We start from the raw sequence: 17,497 nt of genomic DNA on the forward strand, positions 1-17,497 counted from the left end.
GACGCCGCAGCCGCCTGGCCCGCGCGCGCCCTTCCGCCCGGATGTCGCTTCGAGAGCCGGTTCACGCCGGCAGCCGCTCCGCTGCCGCCGTCGCAGCATCTACGCAACGCGCCCGCACCACCCAGCTGCGCACCGGCTGGCCGAACTCCTTGCGCAAGCTGTCCTCGTCGATGCGGATGTCGCCGAAACCCGCCCGCTCCAGCGCACGCAGCGCATGGATGCGCGAATGGCGGTAGCGCCCACTGGCGGTGAGTTCCACGCGATCCTCTTCGCCCTCCTTCGCCTCCAGCGAAAAGACCAGCCAGCCGCCCGGCCGCAAGGCCGCGTGGGCCGCGGCGAGTACCGGGCCGAGCTCGCCGAAATACACCAGGGTGTCGGCCGACAGCACCACGTCCCAGGCATCGGGCTGCTCTTGCAGGTAGGCGGTGAGCTCCGCCACGTCCAGCGCGTCGTAGCCGCCGCGCTGGCGCGCCTTCTCCACCATGCCGCCGGAAAGATCCACACCCGCCAGCTGGCGCGCATGCGGGCGCAGCAGCGGTGCGCACAGACCGGTGCCGCAGCCGGCATCCAGCACGTCGAGCGCGGCGGCGGGCGCCGGCAGCACCGCGTTCAGCACACCCGCCAGCACCTGCGGCGCGCGGTAGTCGAGGTTCTGCAGCAGTTGTTCGTCGAAGCTGTCGGCGAAGCGGTCGAAGATATCGCGCACATAGGCGTCGCCCGCGCGCACCGGCGCGTCGGCGCCGCCGCAGGCCGCCAGCATGTGGCGCGGGATCGGGTTGTCCGGCTCGCGCGCCATCCAGTCGCGGTATACCTGCACGGCCTCGTCGGACCGGCCCAGCACGTACAGCGACACGCTCAGCGCCTCCAGCGCCTGCACGAAACGGGGTTCCAGCGCGTAGGCCTCGCGGAAGCAGGCCACCGACTGCTCGATGTGCTCGAGGCCCTGCGCGTGGTTGCGCAGGAACAAGCCCAGCAGATAGTGCCCTTGCGCGAAATCAGGCGCTTGCTGCAGCAGCTTTTCATAGGCCTCGAAAGCCTCCTGCGGACGCTCCTGCGCCTCCAGCACCACGGCGAGGTTGCTCAGCGCGTTGTAGTGCTGCGGGCCATGCTCCAGTGCCTTGCGGTAGCAGGCCTCCGCCTCGCGCAGGCGACCGCACTCCTTGTGGATGTTGCCGAGGTTATTGTGTGCGTCCGGGTGTTTCGGCGTGACTTGCAGCGCGGTGCGGATCAGCTCCACGCCTTCGTCGCTGCGCCCGCCCTGGTGGCACAGCACACCGAGGTAATGCAGCGCGTCGGGCTGCGCCACGCGCAGGTCCAGCACCTCGCGATACAACTGCTCGGCATGATCGGGATCGTCGGCCTGGTGCGCCCGCATCGCCTGCTTCAGCACGGCACGCCAGTCCTTCACGGCCGCAGGGCGGACCACGACCTGGGCCGAATCGCGGTTCATGCGCATGCTCACGCGATCAGCACGGTGAAGCAGCCCAGCACGATCGTGCCGCCATGCGCGCAGGAGTCGCCCAGCCGCGCCGCCGGCTGTCCGCCGATCAGCACCGTGGGCGAGCCCTTGACGATGCTGTCCGGCGGCCCCACACATACCGCCATGTCGCCCAGCCGCGCCGCCGGCAGGCCGCCGATCAGCACCGTGGGCGCGCCGGGCGCGGAAATCGGCCCGCCGACATGGGGCACCACGCCGGTGACCATGGGGCAGACGTGCATGTCGGTAAGACGGGCGGCTGGCTGCATAAAGGCTCCTCTACCCTCCAATGCGCAATCGCCCGGCGATTCCTGTCATGGCGCCGGGGCGCTCAATCACGAGCTCACGCGCTTCCGCCACCACCGGCGGCGACGCTCTACGCCATGGAGTGGTAGGTAAACAGACCGTTGCTGATCTCGAAAATCCACCTTTGCTGTGCTGCATCTACCACGGCATGAGGAAAAGGAGCGACGCCCATGTACGCATTCGCTCCCAGGCCTGCCGTCCAATCGGCAACCCCTCCTCCGATGTACAAAATGGGTAGTGCCACCTGAAATCCGGCAGCGGCCATCGCCGCGACGAACTGGACAGTGTCGTATTGCAGGCCAGACGCGAACATCGCGAAGTGGGCTCCGCGCAACCTGTTGTTGTCAGCGATCTGTATGGCGCCGAGGCACGAGTCGATTTTTGAAAAGGCGATCACCCGGCCCGCGGCGTACTCCCACTCCCGGATGATGGGTATGCGGTGCGGATCGGTTTCCTTGACAGCCAGGCGTCCACCGGCACCGCAACGCGCACCCGGATCATCCCCGGGGTCGGCTGAGTTGCGTATGCCACGGGAGACTTCGTATTCATAGTCGATTGCGGCCATGGTCAGCCCTCAGGAGTTGATGGATAGCTGCAAAAACATTCAGGCGATCAATGCCTGAGCACCGAAACGCGGACCACCATCGGACACGCAAAGATAAAGATAACGAATCCGCCATTGGCCGCCAATTTGATCGGCTTGCAAAACCAGAGTCAGAGCGGACTGTTGCCAAGGGCGGAGAAAAGCACATTCCGACATCCATCCCGCCATCCACCCATACCCTAAATCACCCACCTCATCACTTGGAGGGAAGATCCGGAAATTCCGTCTTGCTATCTATGTTTATACTGAACCTCGGAGATTCTTTTGGATGCAATTGCGCGACGACTTCATCCTTGATTTTATAGATACCAGTCGACCCTCCCCCTGATTTCAGGGACATCCATGAAGAACAATTCTGACACGGCGACCACAACAGCAAGCCTGAATCCGAAGTCGGCCTGGAAAATTCAATCTGACTGAAATCCAGACCAAAATTGTTTATCGCGCCAAGTAATTTGGCCAGCGCCTGCGCCTCGGCACATGCATATGCGCTACGACTTTCAAGCTTGAGACCATCCATCAACTCACCCAGCTTAGGGGCATACTTCTTTATGTTGATCGATGGCGCTCGTCGATTGCCCCTCGCACGCTCATTGGCATTGAATCCCTCACGACTGATTCTCTTCCCACTAATCTTTCCGAGATATGACGCATAAATCTTAGGCATGACACATCCTCGCGATTAGCAAGCCAACAGCCGACCGAAAAATGGACAGGTTCAGTTAATTCATTTCCACCATAACGGCATCCAAGAGATAAATAACCCGACCTCTTATCGACCGACACCGCCACAAGCCTTTTATCGACCGATACCTTTACAAGTCTTCCCGACCGCCTGCAAGCGCAAGCCGCTCCGCCTTTTTGCCCGCCACCTCACATTCCTCTAAATATCCCTGACGGCAGTACAGCCATCGCAAACGCGCACCTGATCGCGGCTTGTATTCTCCTCGTCAACGTTGCGCGAGTTGGACGGAAAGCGAACATATCGCCGAGTTTGCGAGCAATCGCCGCACACAACGTGCCCGCATCGCCGGCAATGGTGACGCCGCTTGGTGAAAGTGAACGCCTTGCCGCACTCATGGCAATTCGGGTTGGCGGAATCAGGCTGCCATTGCTTGCGGCGGGATGCGCCATTGTCCAGCACCGTAATCACCGGCGCCCTCGAAATCGACACGACGGAGCTGCTCGCCATACCACCGCCCACCGGCTTGCCCCCGATAGCCCTGGGCGCCGATCTCGTGGAAGTTGTTGCCACCACGGGCGCCATGGGCACCACCGGAGCGTTGATTTGATCGAGCGTGGTCCGGTAGGTCGCCGTTTCGGACCGATAGATGACCATCGGGAGCCTGGCGATATCGGCGACCATCGTGTCTCGCGCCAATCCCAGAAGGCCGTTGCAGGAAGTATCGACCATGTCGATCATGAAACCGATGGCGTTTTCCCGCGCCGGATGGAAATGGCCGCTCTTGAAAACCACGCTGCCGTTGTGGACCTCGCCGGCAGAATAAATCTCCTGATGTCCCTTCAGCGCCGGATGCCCTCCCGTGGTCATCCCGAAATGGCCACGGATACGCCCCCTGCCCAACCAGACGAAGTCGCTGCCGTCGTCCATATCGTTGGTGAAGTTCGCCAACACGTTGTCCCGCTCTTCTCCCTTGATGGAGAGATCGGTGTGATTGTCGAATGTGGTGCCGGACAGCATCAGCGATCCGGCGTACGACTCGGGCGTACTGCCGTTCAAGATGCCGGCCCTGAAAATCTGATAGGCATTCCAGTCCATCGATGCACCACCTTTCAGTCGTGATGTAACCGCAGCATCATTGAAGTACCGGGGGCCGCCAAAGGCGGGCGCCGTTACTCTTCGTTCGTTGTACAAGCGGCCGGGCCAGGGTCGGTCACTCGACCCGGCCGCCGCGTCAAACCGCCCGCACCCAGCCCCTCTGCATGGTTTTCTGCAGACCGTCCTGGTACCGCTCCGGGCTGACCGCGCCATAGTTGATCGCCGCCTGGACCAGCCGCGTTCCCTTCAATTCGTTGAGCGCGAAGACGGTCTCGCATTTCTGGCTGTCGGCGAAATCGATCATCACGAAGTTCGGCATGAACCGCTTCAGCACGCTGGCGGAGCCGTAGGCATCGCGCATGATGTAGAGCGGCAGGTTGTCGTCGATGTACTCGCCCACGCCATCGAGCCACAGCTTGACCATGCCGTCGCCGAAACCGCCCTTCGACCAGTTGAAGTCGTCGCGCGACTTGATGTTCCGGAACAGGCCGGTGGACGTCCAGTAGATCATCCCCATCACGCGGGGATCGCCGCCGTTGATCTTCCGTCCCGAGCTGATGATCGTCGTCTGCTTCTTGACGTTCTCGTTGATCTTCTTGTTGTCGGACTTGCCATTCATGGCACTGGTACCACCCTTGCCGTGGTACTGCAGGCCGACGAAGTTCGGATCGTAGGCTTTCTGGTTCTCACCCTTCTCGTACAGGCTCTTGATGCCGATGATGCCCTGCGCCGGCCTGGCGCCGCCGATCTCCCGCAGGCCGGCATTGGTGAACAGCACGACCACCTTGCCGCCCAGCTCACCGGCCGTCTTCGTGTTGAGGTTGCCGCCGCCGGTATAGATCGCGTTGCCGAGCACGTCGACACACATCTCGGCGATCTTGCCCCAGTTCTTGCAGTGGTCGAACTTGAGGAAAAGGAACTCGCTGGATTTGGTCGTCACGAACCGCCTGGCATCCTGCAGCATGCCCTCCAGGCCGCCGCCCCAGGTACCGGCCACCAGGCGGTTGCCGCCGATGGATTTGTGCAAGCCCTGGCCGTGATAAGCCTTCAGGACACCGGAACCCGTAAGACCCGTGGATTTCGCCGCGATGCGCAGGTCGAAGATGCGGGCGCCCGCCGTGGCCTGGCCGCCGATATCCAGATCCTGCGTCTTTTCATTTCCCGAGCCCTTGTTGATACCGGCGTCGTGCGTACCGGCAAACACCAGCTCGTTGATGCGATGGTCCTGATAATTTCGATATGTCACGGTCACAACCACGTCCTCCAACCTTCTTCTTGCCAAACACGGTAAGCAAAGCGATGAAAGTTCATGCCTTGACGGTCGATTCGCTGCGCGCCTTGGCGCTCAGGCGAACGCGTACGTAAACTCTCCGCTGCCGGCCCCGACCTTCACCCCCGTCACCGGGGCGCCCGCGATCATGCGGTTGAGGAATTCGCGCGACACGTCGGGCAGCATGGTGTTGGTCAGGATCGCGTCGATCATGCGGCCGCCCGATTCGTTCTCGGTGCAGCGGCTCACCACCAGCTTCACCACGTCGTCGTCGTAGTCGAACGGGATGCGGTAGCGCGCTTCGATGCGCTTTTTGATGCGGCCCAGCTGCAGCTTGACGATCTCGCCCAGCATTTCCGGGCTCAGCGGGTAATACGGGATCGTCACCAGGCGGCCCAGCAACGCGGGCGGGAAGATCTTCAGCAGCGGATCGCGCAGAGCCTTGGCGATGCCCTCGGGTTCGGGCATCAGCTCCGGGTCCTTGCACAGGCCGGCGATCATGTCGGTGCCGGCGTTGGTGGTGAGCAGGATCAAGGTGTTCTTGAAGTCGATGGAGCGGCCCTCGCCGTCTTCCATCACGCCCTTGTCGAACACCTGGAAAAAGATCTCGTGCACGTCGGGGTGGGCCTTCTCCACCTCGTCCAGCAGCACCACGGAGTACGGCTTCCTGCGCACCGCCTCGGTGAGCACGCCGCCTTCGCCGTAACCCACGTAGCCGGGAGGCGCGCCCTTGAGCGTGGAGACGGTGTGCGCCTCCTGGAACTCGCTCATATTGATGGTAATCAGGTTCTGCTCGCCGCCGTACAGCGCCTCGGCCAGCGCCAGCGCGGTCTCGGTCTTGCCCACGCCGGAGGTGCCGGCAAGCATGAACACGCCGATCGGCTTGTTCGGGTTGTCCAGGCCCGCGCGGCTGGTCTGGATGCGCTTGGCGATCATCTCCATCGCGTGATCCTGGCCGATCACGCGCTTGCTCATGATCGACGCCAGCTTCATCACGGTTTCCAGCTCGCTGCGCACCATGCGCCCCACCGGAATACCGGTCCAGTCGGCCACCACCGAACCCACGGCGGTGTAATCCACGGTCGGCAGGATCAGCGGATGCTCGCCTTGCAGTTCGGCCAGTTGCGCCTGCAAGCCCTTGAGCTGCTCCAACGTGGCGGCGCGTTCGGCGTCGCTGGGGCCAGCGGGCGTCGCGGGGGCGGCTTCGGCCGCGGCTTCCGCATTGGCGGCCGCTTCCAGCTTGCTGCCTGTGCCTTCCACTGGTGCGGCGTCGCCGCGCAGCTTGGCGCGCAGGGCGAGGATCTGCTCGACCAGGGTCTTCTCGGCCTGCCAGTCCGCGTCGAGCTTTTCCAGTCGCGCCTGCTGCGTGGCGAGCCGCTCGTTGGCCGAGGCCTCGCGCTCGGCCACTTCCACGCCCACGCTCTTTTCGCGGGCGATGATGGCGAGTTCGGTTTCCAGCGCCTCGATGCGCTTGCGGGTGTCGTCCACCTCGGGCGGCACGGCGTGCTGGCTCACCGCCACGCGCGCGCAGGCAGTGTCGAGCAGGCTCACCGCCTTGTCGGGCAGCTGGCGCGCCGGGATGTAGCGGTGCGACAGCTTCACCGCCGCTTCCAGTGCTTCGTCGAGGATCTGCACGCGGTGGTGCTTCTCCATCACGCTGGCCACCCCGCGCATCATCAAGATGCCCTTCTCTTCGCTGGGCTCTTCCACCAGCACGGTCTGGAAGCGGCGGGTGAGCGCGGGGTCCTTCTCGATGTGCTTCTTGTATTCGGCCCAGGTGGTGGCGCCCACGGTGCGCAGATTGCCGCGCGCCAGCGCCGGCTTCAGCAGGTTGGCGGCGTCACCGGTGCCGGCCGCGCCGCCCGCGCCGACCAGGGTATGCGCCTCGTCGATGAACAGGATGATGGGCTTGGGTGAGGACTGCACTTCCTCGATCACCTGGCGCAGGCGGTTCTCGAACTCGCCCTTCATGCTGGCGCCGGCCTGCAGCAGGCCCACGTCCAGCGTGCGCAGCTCCACGTCCCTGAGCTGCGGCGGCACGTCGCCGCGCGCGATGCGCAGGGCGAAGCCCTCGACCACCGCGGTCTTGCCCACGCCGGCCTCGCCGACCAGCATCGGGTTGTTCTGGCGACGGCGCATCAAGATGTCCACCACTTGGCGGATTTCCTCGTCACGGCCGACGATGGGATCGATCTTGCCGCTGCGCGCCTGCTCGGTGAGGTCCACGGTGAACTGGCGCAGCGCCTCCTGCTTGCCCATCTGTGCGGGGCCCATCGCGCCGCTGGCCTCGCCCGGCGCGGCGGCGCCGCCGAGCTTGAAGCCGTCGCTGGCGCTCTGGCCGTCCTCGGGCGAGCCGGCGACCACTTCGGCGAACTTCTCCACCAGCGTTTCCGGCTTGACCTTCTCGAACTCTTTCGAGACGCCGAGCAGCGTGTTGCGCAGGTGGCGCATGCGCAGCACGCCCACCATCAGATAACCGGTGCGCACCTGCGCCTCGCCAAACATCAAGGTGGCGAACACCCAGCCGCGTTCGACGGCTTCTTCCACGTCGCTGGACAGGTCGGAGATGCTGGTGGAGCCGCGCGGCAGGCGGTCCAGCGCGTCTGTGACGTCGCGCGCCAGGTTGGACGGGTTGAGGTTGAACTGCTTGACGATGCGATGCAGGTCCGAGTCCTGCAGCTGCAGGATCTGATGAATCCAGTGCACCAGTTCCACATACGGATTGCCGCGCAACTTGCAGAACACGGTGGCGCTCTCGATGCCCCGGTACGCCAGCTTGTTGAGTTTGCCGAACAGCGCGCTGCGACTGATCTCTGCCATGGATCTACCCCTGAGGTGGAACCGGTGGCCGCGCCTGCGCACCACCGGTGGAATGGAAAATCGGGAAAGCGGCGCGGGCGCTGGTTCGGGTCATCGGCTAGCCCACCGGTTGCAGGATCACCTGATCCGCATCGGTGTCCCGACGCGGCTCGCCGATCCAGGTGGAAAGCCCCATGCGCCCGGACTGGCCCAGTTTCATGGTCGGTACCTCGGCGCGCTGCAGCACCAGCTGCACGTCCCAGGCCTTTTCTTCGCCCACGTAGGTCTTCACCGCCGCTACCAATTGGCGCAAGGCTTCGCCGCCGGGCAGGAAGTTGTTGAACTGCGCGCGCGTCAGCGGGCCCAGGCGCAGGCGGAAGCGCTGCTGCGAGCCCCACACGTATTCGCCCAGCACCGCGGTGCGACCCAGCCCCGCCACGTCAGGCGTGGCGCCCAAGCGCAAGTGCGCTTCGCGCGGCAGGCGCATCCAGCTCGCCACGAATTCCAGCACGCGCACGGGCACGCGGAAGAAGTGCTCCAGCAAGCCGCGCAAGCCCTCGGCATTGCGCGCCTGTGCCACCAGCCGCCCGGCGAAGAAGCGCTTGTACTGGTCGGGCAGCGCGTCGCGCGCTTCCAGCCCGCCAGTGGACAGCCCCACCAGGGCGCCCATGTACAGGCGGAAACGATCCTCGTCCGGACGGTCCAGTTGCACGGTCGGTTGCGCGCTGGCCCAGGCCCGGTAGAACAGGCTCAGCATGCGGTGATGGAAGATGTCGGCGAACGCGACCAGGGTGGGGTCCTTGGCGTTGCGCTGGCGATCGATGGCGTACTCGGTCAGGTGCAGCGGCATCGGTGCATTCGGCCCGAACAAGCCGAAGAACAAGCCGTGCAACCGGGGCGGCCGACCGTCGACCGCGGCTTCGTAGCGATCCACCGCGCGCGGCGAAAACGCCAGCGACGGCGTGTGGCACAGGCGTACGGCGTCCTCCGTCGGCTTGGCGGATTCGCCCAGCCGTGGCCGTTCCGGATGCGCACACTCGAGCCGACGCAGCGCCTCGAAGAACTCGAAGCCCTCCGGCTGCTCCCGCAGCGCGCGCTCGAGCTCCGCGCGCGCCGGCGCTACAGGATCTGGCGCTTGCCGAGTCGGGCCGGCCATCGGGCCACCTCGTTGCGTTCCAAGGTACGCAGCACGGTTTCGGTGAAGGAGTTCACCGAGACATGCCGCGCGAAGAAGTGCTGCATCACCGCGCCGAGCAGGAAGGCACCGGTACCCTCGAAGGCACCGTCATCGCAGGTCAGGGTGATTTCCAGCCCGCGACCGAAACTGATCGGCCCCGGCACCGGGATGCGCCGCACCACCGGCTGCGCCGCAACCGCCTTCACGCCTTCGATCTGGCGCCGCGCGCTGGCATCGAATTCGTCGCTGTACAGCGTGAGCATCTCGCGCAGCGCCGACGCCCCCTCCTCGCCGCTGTCGCCGAGCAGCGAGACGTAGTTCAGCTGCAAGTGGCTGACCAGCCGCCACGCGGTTTCGCCATTGGCCGTCGGCGCGCGCGGCTTGGTGGGACCGGCCACGCAGCGGATCGAGGCCACCGGTGCACCGGTGTCGAGGGTGAAGTCCGTGCGCGACTTGCCCACCGGCATCTGCAACGGCAGGTCGCGATTGGTGCACAGCAAGCGCATGCCGATCTGGCGCAGCTGCGTGGGATACGGCGCGTCGTTGGCGTCGACCAGCGATATGAACATCTCGCTGCCGACGTAGCTGGAACGCGCGCCCTGCAGGCGCTGACGCGAGGACAGCAGGCGCGGTTCGCGGCGGACGGTGTAGAACGCCGCGGCGCCACTGTGCCAGGTACGCTCGTCGCTGCCGTAGAACGGCTGGAAGCGCTGCTCCGGCTCCTGGCGGTCGCCGAAACCTTCCACGTCGGCGATGCTGTGGATCTCGAAATCCATCGGCCGGGTGCGGTCGGCCAGGATGTGGTACTCGGTGCGTCCCTGCTGCAGGTGGATGCGGTCGGCACGGCGCGGGAACAGATTGATCGCCGGCGTGCAGAACAGCCGGAAATTGCCTGCATCCACCGCGTTGTGCAGGCGGCTCACGCTGCGGTCGAACAGCGTCACGATTTCGAACTCGCAGGCCGACGAACGCGCCAGCACCTGCTTCAGCCCGGTGAACACCGCGAACAGGAAGCGCTCCGGACAGGCGAAGTACTCCTGCAACAAGCGGTAGCCGCTGAACGAACGGTCGGTGTACGGCAGCAAGGCCTCGTCTTCGGCGAAGCCCTTGTCGCGGATGCAGCTGCCGTCGAAGAACTCGCTGACCAGGCCACCCGCGCCCGGCGTGCGCACCAGGTAGCCCACCGCGTTGCCGAGCAGTTGCTCGTACAGGCGCTTGGGCAATTCGTCGGCGCCGGCGATGAACAGCGGCAGTTCGTCCAGCGCCAGCATGTTCGCCTGCGCGCCGGCGGTGACGGTGAACTTCAGCCGCAGGCCGGCGCGCACGATGCGGTCGGTCGGCAGCGGCACGCCGGCGGCGGCGAGCGCGGCGGGCGTCTCGAAATACTTCGCCTCGGCCAGCTCCAGCGGCCACAGGGCGACGTCGTGCGCGGTGCGGTATTCGCAGGCGGTGCGCTCGTCGTGGCCGGTGAGCCCGCGCAAGGCGGTCTGCCGCGCCACCACGGGACCGGTGACCAGCGCGCTTTCTTTGATGTCGGGGTTCAGCTGCACCACTGCCATCGAAGGCACCGGCGCGAGGTAGTGCGGGTAGATCATCTCCAGCAGGTGCTGGGTGAATACCGGATGCTGCGCGTCGAGCTTGAGCTGGACGCGCGCGGCGAGAAAGGCGAAACCCTCCAGCAGCCGCTCCACGTAGGGGTCGGCACACTCGAAGCCTTCCATGCCGAGGCGGCCGGCGATCTTGGGGTATTCGCGCGCGAACTCGCCGCCCATCTCGCGGACGTGCTGCAATTCGCGGTTGTAGTAGCGGAGCAGACGCGGATCCATATGGGCAAGCTCTCAGCCGAAGCTCTCGGAGACGTTGAAGCGCCCGGTCTCCAGGTCCACCTCGGTCTTGAGGTAGAGATTCAGCGGGATCGGTTGCGCCCACATCTCCGAGGCGATGTTGAACACCAGCGATTGGCGATCCATGCGCTGGGTGTCCGCCTTCACGGTGACCTGCAAGGTGCTCGGCGTCAGCCGCGGCTCGAACGCGAGGATGGCGTCGCGGACCTGGCGCTGCAGCGCGTCGGCCTTGATGCCGGACAGCGCCGCGCCGGTGAGGTCGGGGACGCCGAAGTTCAGCACCGAACTCGCCACGTCCGGGTAGTCCGCCAAGGCTTCTCCGCCAAGGTTCACGCAGTTGAGCAGCCAGGACATGTCGCGCGTCACGCAGTCGCGCAAGCGCGTGGCGGAGATCACCCGCTTCTCGCGGCTCTCGTCGGCCTTGCCCGGTTCGTCATCGGTGAGCCGGTCGAGCAGCGAGGGCTGCAGCCGTTCCTGGGTGGTCAGTTCGGCCATGACTCGGCAAGGTCCGCTCAGGCCGCGTTGAATACGATGCTGCGGATATCCAGCAGCGGGTAGTCGCCGGCATCGGTGGCGAACATGCGCTGGCCGGAGCCAACGAAGCATTCGTCGCCGAGGTCGGTCCAGTCGGTGCGCCGCGCCAGCACCAGTTCGCTGTCCTGCGCCCGTTCGGAACCGGGATAGCGGCACGGCACGAAACCTACCGCCTCGCCGCCGTTGCTCCAGGTCACCTGCACCGGTGCCCACACCTTGTCGCGCAAATCGGCAGGCGCTTCGAACACCAGCTTTTTCAGGCGGGTGAACGGCACCCAGGCATAACCGCCGTTGACGATCATCTCCAGGCAGGGCCCGAAGCGCGAGTCGGCGTCGGCGATCCACTCGAACGGCACGCCGTCGATCTCGCCGCCCACCGCCTCGGCCTGCTCGAAGGCCTGCTCGCGCAGCGGCTGCGCCTGTACGTGCCTATCCTCAGTCTGCAGCTTCAGCGATTGCAGCAGCAGCGCCAGCCACTGCGCGGGCTCGCCGATCACCATCGGCGAGTGCGTGCCGGCCATCACCTGCTGCCGCTGCAGCTCGCCGGCCAGTGCGCGGCTGTAGGCTTCCACCATCAAGGTGTTGAGCGGATCCAGCTCGCCGCTGACCTTGAGCTGGTTCTGCGCCCGCTCCCACTGCCCCAGCACGGCCAGCAGCTGGAACAGGAACACCCGCGCCCTGGCGTCCGCGGGATTGCCGCGCACCTGCGCGGTCAGGCCTTGCAGTGCCTCGTCCAACCGACCTTCTTTCAGCATGTTTTCGGGAGTCATCGGCATACCGAAGCGTGTGTAGGTTGGAAGGAACGAGGCCGCTGCAAGGGACCGCTTCAAGCTCAGGCGCTGGCCACCTGCTGGATGTCGAAGGTGAAGTCCTTGGTGCCGCCGTCCTTGCCGCCCTTGTCGTCCTGCGGCTGGAACGAGTACTTGAACTTGCCGAAGTGCAAGGTGATGTTCTCGGTGAGCTTGTCCTCGCCGCCGCTGCCGCCGGTGGACACCGAGGTGACCAGCACGCCCTCGCTCAACTCGATGGTGAGGAAGTCGGTCTGCTCGCCGGTGGCGTTGGTGACGTACAGCCAGGCCTGTTCCACGCGACCGCCGGTGCAGCAGGCGTTGATCAGCGCGTTGGAGCAGCCGTCCACGTACTTGGTGATGGAGATGTCTTGCACATGCGCCTTGCCGCCGCTGGCCGAACCCGCGCCGCTGTGCAGGTCGCCGCTGTTGCTGACGCCCCACGACCACGCCAGGATCGGCACCTCGCCCTTGTGCTTCTTGTGGTTGGACGCCCCCTTGATCTCGACCTTGCCCGAGCCGAACTTGATGTGCATGTCGAATGCCATGAACCTTCTCCTCGATCACCTGTTGATGAATTGATCCACCCGGCCGGGCTGCGCCATGGCCGGTTGCCACGTGTTTGTCGCCACTTTCCCCGCGCTGTCATCCAGACGCTGTGTTGCGCTTCATCGATGCCCGATGCGCCAGCGCGACTCCTTCGCCCGGCACTGGCGCGACCGCCGGCGGCGGCCGCGCCCGGACCCGGCGTTCGTCAGGCCTTGGCCGCCGACGGCAGCCGCGACACCAGCCGCAACGACACGGTGAGGCCTTCCAGCTGGTAGTGCGGCTTGAGGTAGAACTTCGAGGTGTAATACCCCGGCGCCCCCTCCACCTCTTCCACCACCACCTCCGCCGCCGACAGCGGCTTGCGCGCCTTGGTCTGTTCGCTGGAGTTGGTCGGATCGCCGTCGACGTACTGCATGATCCAGTTGGTCAACCAGCTCTGCATCGACTCGCGGCTGGCGAACGAACCGATCTTGTCGCGCACGATGCACTTCAGGTAGTGCGCGAAACGGCTGGCCGCGAACAGGTAGGGCAGACGACAGCTCAGCGCCGCGTTCGCGGTCGCATCCGGATCGTCGTACTCCTCCGGCTTGGCCAGCGACTGCGCGCTGATGAACGCGGCCATGTCCGAGTTCTTGCGGTGGACCAGGGGCATCATGCCCATCTTGTCCAGCTCGGCCGAGCGACGATCGGTGATCGCGATCTCGGTAGGACACTTCATGTCCACGCCGCCGTCGTCGGTGGGGAAGGTGTGCACCGGCAGGCCTTCCACCGCACCGCCCGATTCGATGCCGCGGATGCGCGAGCACCAGCCGTATTCCTTGAACGAGCGGTTGATGTTCACCGCCATCGCATAGGCGGCGTTCTGCCAGGTGTACTTGGACGAATCGGCGCCCGAGGTGTCCTCCTCGAAATCGAACTCCTCCACCGGATCGGTCGCGGCGCCGTACGGCAGGCGCGCCAGCGTGCGCGGCATCGCCAGCCCGAGGTACTTGGCATCGTCCGACTCGCGCAGCGCGCGCCAGGAGGCGTACTCGGGCGTGGAGAAGATCTTCGCCAGGTCGCGCGGGTTGGCCAGCTCGCTCCAGCTGTCCATGCCCATCAAGGTATGGTTGGCCGAGGCGATGAATGGCGCGTGCGAGGCCGCGGCAACCTGCGCGATGCCGCCCAGCAGCTCCACGTCGGGCGGGCTGTGGTCGAAGTAGTAGTCGCCGATCAGGCAGCCGTAGGGCTCGCCGCCGAGCTGGCCGTACTCTTCCTCGTACATCTTCTTGAAGATCGGGCTCTGGTCCCACGCCGTGCCCTTGTAGCGCTTCAGCGTCTTGCCCAGCTCCTTCTTGGAGATGTTCATCACGCGGATTTTCAGCTGCGTGTCGGTCTCGGTGTTGTTGACCAGGTAGTGCAGGCCGCGCCAGGCGCTTTCCAGCTTCTGGAAATCCTCGTGGTGCATGATCAGGTTGAGTTGCTCGCTGATCTTGCGGTCCAGCTCGGCCACGTAGGCGTTGATGGTCTGGGTGACGTCGTCGGAAACGATGTCGGCCTTGTTCAGCACCTGCTCGGCGAGCGTGCGGACGGCGGACTCCACCTCTTCCTTCGCGCGATCGCTCTTGGGCTTGAACTCCTTGCTGAGCAGTGCCGCGAAATCATCGGGCACCAGGGTCTGGGCTTCACCGCCCTGTTCGGCCAGTTTCTCGGTTGCCATGGCTTACTCCCCGTCCTTGCCGGCGTCGCCGGGCTTGGCTGCTGACACCAGCGACTGCAACAGCGCCGGATCGTTGATGGCCTGCGAGATCAGCTTCTCCGCGCCGGCCTTGCCATCCATGTAGGTGCCGAGGTTGGCGAGCTGGGTACGCGCCTCAAGCAGCTTGGCCACCGAGCTCACCTTGCGCGCCACTGCCGCGGGCGAGAAGTCGTCCATGCTCTCGAAGGTGATGTCGACGCTGAGGTTGCCTTCGCCGGTGAGCGTGTTCGGCACGGCGAAGGAAACGCGCGGCTTCATCGACTGGAGGCGGTTGTCGAAGTTGTCCACGTCGATCTCCAGCGCCTTGCGATCCTCGATCGGCGGCAGCTCGGCGTTGTTGCTGCCGGACAGGTCCGACATCACGCCCATCACAAACGGCACCTGCACCTTCTTCTGGGCGCCGTAGACCTCGACGTCGTACTCGATCTGCACCCGCGGCGCGCGGTTCCGCGCGATGAACTTCTGACTGCTCTGCTTGGCCATGCGATGTCTCCCGGGACGTAGGTACTGCCTGATTGCAAGGTGTCGGCGATCCGTGCAGCACGGATCGCCGCGGGGAGAACAGCGCGCGCGATGGCCTCGCACGCTCCGGATTCCCCTGTCGAGCCCGATTTCGGGGCGCGTGCCGCACCGGCGTGGCAGGCACGGCCGGTGCGGCAGGACGCGAGCGCCGCCGAGATTTCCTCTCACTACCCAATGCGCAACGGCGCGCGAAACACGGGCACGCCCGCCGGATTCATTCAGCTTTCGTTCATGCGCCGGACAAGGGTAGAACCGCCGCCGCCTTGCTGCGTCGCGGCACGGCCCGCGCGGGTCGCCGTACTAGAATGACCGACTTGATTCGCCGCCCCGGTCCGTTCCGGGGCGGCGTCATCGTGTTGTTTGCTGTCCCCCGGCGGCCATCGCTGCGATGCCGTCATCCATAGATGCCTGCGGGCACCTCTCCATGGAGTCGCCGTTCCAATGATTTTCGAAACCATCGCCAACACGGGTCACGAAGAAGTCGTCTACTGCCACAACAAGGACGCCGGCCTGAAGGCCATCATCGCGATTCACAACACGGTGCTGGGCCCCGCGCTCGGCGGCCTGCGCATGTGGCCGTACAAGACCGAGCAGGAGGCGGTGAACGATGTGCTGCGCCTGTCGCGCGGCATGACCTTCAAGAACGCCGTGGCCGGCCTGAACCTGGGCGGCGGCAAGGCGGTGATCATCGGCGACCCGAGCAAGGACAAGTCCGAGGCGCTGTTCCGCGCGTTCGGCCGCTTCGTCAACTCGCTCAACGGCCGCTACATCACCGCCGAAGACGTCGGCATCGACGTCAACGACATGGAATACGTGTTCCGCGAGACCGAATACGTGACCGGCGTGCACCAGGTGCACGGCGGCTCGGGCGACCCCTCGCCGTTCACCGCCTACGGCACGCTGCAGGGCCTGATGGCCGCGCTGAACTTCAAGCACGGCAACGAGGACGTGGGCAAGTACAGCTTTGCCGTGCAGGGCTGCGGCCACGTCGGCAGCGAGTTCATCAAGCTGCTGCGCGAACAGGGCGCCAAGGTGTTCGTCACCGACATCAACAAGGATGCGGTGCAGCGCTGCGTGGACGAGCTGGGCTGCGAAGCCGTGGGCCTGGACGAGATCTACGACGTCGACGCCGACGTGTACTCGCCGTGCGCGCTGGGCGGCACCGTCAACGCGCAGACGATCGACCGCATCAAGGCCAAGATCATCTGCGGCGCCGCCAACAACCAGCTGGCCACCGACGAGATCGGCGACGAACTGCAGCGCCGCGGCGTGCTGTACGCGCCGGACTACGCGGTCAACGCGGGCGGCGTGATGAACGTGTCGCTGGAGATCGACGGCTACAACCGCGAGCGCGCCATGCGCATGATGCGCACGATCTACTACAACCTGGGCCGCATCTTCGAGATCAGCAAGACCCAGAACGTGCCCACCTACAAGGCCGCCGACCGCCTTGCCGAAGAGCGCATCAACGCGATCGGCAAGATCAAGCTGCCGCACATGGGCAATGGCAGCACCCGTTTCCAGGGTCGCATGCGCGGCCAGTAAGCCCGCTGCCCGGGAATCCCCGCGAAAGGCCGCCGCAAGGCGGCCTTTTCGTTCATGTCACCCTGCCGCCCGTCATGCCCGGTCCGCGGCAGGGCTCTGGTACAATCCCCAGGCAGTGGCGGGGCGGCCTGGCCGGCGTCCGCCACCCAGGGGAACCACCTCGTCGGGACCACCGGTATCGTCGATGCCGCCCGGACCGCGCGCCGCCAGCGGCGCTCCGGCCGCCCCGCACGGAACCACCGCCCCGGAAGGCCTCACGACACGCATGGAACAACAAGAGCAGAACGCGATATGAGTACCATCCTGGCAGCCGACATCAGCGACACGGACATCCTGGAACGTCTGCGCGACGTGCTGCGCGACACCTTCGAGATCGAGCCGGCGCGCGTCACGCCGTCCGCCCACCTGTTCACCGACCTCGGCCTGGACAGCATCGACGCGGTGGACCTGGCGATCCAGGTGCAAGAAATGACCGGCATGCGCATCAAGCCGGAGGATTTCAAGAACGTGCGCACCGTGGGCGATGTCGTAAGCACCGTGCGCAGCCTGCTCGAACGCTGAGCC

At 65.3% G+C, this 17,497-nt stretch carries 16 protein-coding genes; 2 read left to right on the forward strand and 14 right to left on the reverse strand.

The window, feature by feature from the left end; translation table 11 throughout:
- Positions 1-61 precede the first annotated feature (61 nt).
- From ISP14_RS00740 to tssB, 14 genes are all read right to left on the reverse strand, one after another.
- Positions 62-1,375: a tetratricopeptide repeat protein gene (locus tag ISP14_RS00740; RefSeq protein ID WP_404536090.1), complete on the reverse strand. Its 1,314-nt coding sequence runs from the start codon at positions 1,373-1,375 to the stop codon at positions 62-64.
- 83 nt (positions 1,376-1,458) lie between these two features.
- Positions 1,459-1,746 carry a PAAR domain-containing protein gene (locus ISP14_RS00745; protein WP_404535159.1) on the reverse strand — a complete coding sequence of 96 codons (288 nt, stop codon included), beginning with the start codon at positions 1,744-1,746 and terminating at the stop codon, positions 1,459-1,461.
- A 107-nt stretch (positions 1,747-1,853) separates the two neighbouring features.
- Positions 1,854-2,348: a hypothetical protein gene (locus tag ISP14_RS00750; RefSeq protein WP_404535161.1), complete on the reverse strand. Its 495-nt coding sequence runs from the start codon at positions 2,346-2,348 to the stop codon at positions 1,854-1,856.
- Between the two features lie 235 nt (positions 2,349-2,583).
- Entirely contained in the window at positions 2,584-3,054 is a 471-nt protein-coding gene (locus tag ISP14_RS00755; protein ID WP_404535163.1) for a hypothetical protein, read from the reverse strand.
- 216 nt (positions 3,055-3,270) lie between these two features.
- The gene (locus ISP14_RS00760; protein ID WP_404535166.1) at positions 3,271-4,167 is read right to left on the reverse strand and encodes an FYVE zinc finger domain-containing protein; all 897 of its coding nucleotides are present in this window, start codon (positions 4,165-4,167) and stop codon (positions 3,271-3,273) included.
- Positions 4,168-4,303: 136 nt separating this feature from the next.
- Complete coding sequence (locus ISP14_RS00765) at positions 4,304-5,413, reverse strand: PI-PLC domain-containing protein (RefSeq protein WP_404535168.1); 1,110 nt, start codon at positions 5,411-5,413, stop codon at positions 4,304-4,306.
- 99 nt (positions 5,414-5,512) lie between these two features.
- Positions 5,513-8,257, reverse strand: coding sequence for a type VI secretion system ATPase TssH (gene tssH, locus ISP14_RS00770; RefSeq protein WP_404535171.1), 2,745 nt, complete (start codon positions 8,255-8,257; stop codon positions 5,513-5,515).
- A gap of 97 nt (positions 8,258-8,354) precedes the next feature.
- Positions 8,355-9,392: a type VI secretion system baseplate subunit TssG gene (tssG, locus tag ISP14_RS00775; protein WP_404535173.1), complete on the reverse strand. Its 1,038-nt coding sequence runs from the start codon at positions 9,390-9,392 to the stop codon at positions 8,355-8,357.
- Positions 9,356-11,239: a type VI secretion system baseplate subunit TssF gene (tssF, locus tag ISP14_RS00780; protein WP_404535175.1), complete on the reverse strand. Its 1,884-nt coding sequence runs from the start codon at positions 11,237-11,239 to the stop codon at positions 9,356-9,358. Before tssF ends, tssG begins: the two co-directional genes overlap by 37 nt.
- 12 nt (positions 11,240-11,251) lie before the next feature.
- Positions 11,252-11,752, reverse strand: a complete 501-nt coding sequence (gene tssE / locus ISP14_RS00785) for a type VI secretion system baseplate subunit TssE (protein ID WP_404535177.1) — start codon at positions 11,750-11,752, stop codon at positions 11,252-11,254.
- Between the two features lie 17 nt (positions 11,753-11,769).
- Positions 11,770-12,567, reverse strand: coding sequence for a type VI secretion system accessory protein TagJ (locus ISP14_RS00790; RefSeq protein WP_404535179.1), 798 nt, complete (start codon positions 12,565-12,567; stop codon positions 11,770-11,772).
- Positions 12,568-12,623: 56 nt separating this feature from the next.
- Complete coding sequence (locus tag ISP14_RS00795) at positions 12,624-13,127, reverse strand: Hcp family type VI secretion system effector (RefSeq protein ID WP_404535181.1); 504 nt, start codon at positions 13,125-13,127, stop codon at positions 12,624-12,626.
- 206 nt (positions 13,128-13,333) lie between these two features.
- Positions 13,334-14,827 (reverse strand): type VI secretion system contractile sheath large subunit, encoded by a 1,494-nt coding sequence (gene tssC, locus ISP14_RS00800; RefSeq protein ID WP_404535184.1) that lies wholly within the window; start codon positions 14,825-14,827, stop codon positions 13,334-13,336.
- A gap of 3 nt (positions 14,828-14,830) precedes the next feature.
- The gene (tssB, locus tag ISP14_RS00805) at positions 14,831-15,349 is read right to left on the reverse strand and encodes a type VI secretion system contractile sheath small subunit (RefSeq protein WP_404535187.1); all 519 of its coding nucleotides are present in this window, start codon (positions 15,347-15,349) and stop codon (positions 14,831-14,833) included.
- A gap of 480 nt (positions 15,350-15,829) precedes the next feature.
- On the opposite strand from tssB, the gene ISP14_RS00810 reads away from it, so the two are divergent.
- Complete coding sequence (locus ISP14_RS00810) at positions 15,830-16,933, forward strand: Glu/Leu/Phe/Val dehydrogenase dimerization domain-containing protein (protein WP_404535189.1); 1,104 nt, start codon at positions 15,830-15,832, stop codon at positions 16,931-16,933.
- A gap of 291 nt (positions 16,934-17,224) precedes the next feature.
- Positions 17,225-17,494, forward strand: a complete 270-nt coding sequence (locus ISP14_RS00815; RefSeq protein WP_404535192.1) for an acyl carrier protein — start codon at positions 17,225-17,227, stop codon at positions 17,492-17,494.
- Positions 17,495-17,497: the final 3 nt, after the last annotated feature.

This window comes from Dyella agri (assembly GCF_044904705.1).
Lineage (GTDB): Bacteria > Pseudomonadota > Gammaproteobacteria > Xanthomonadales > Rhodanobacteraceae > Rhodanobacter_A > Rhodanobacter_A agri.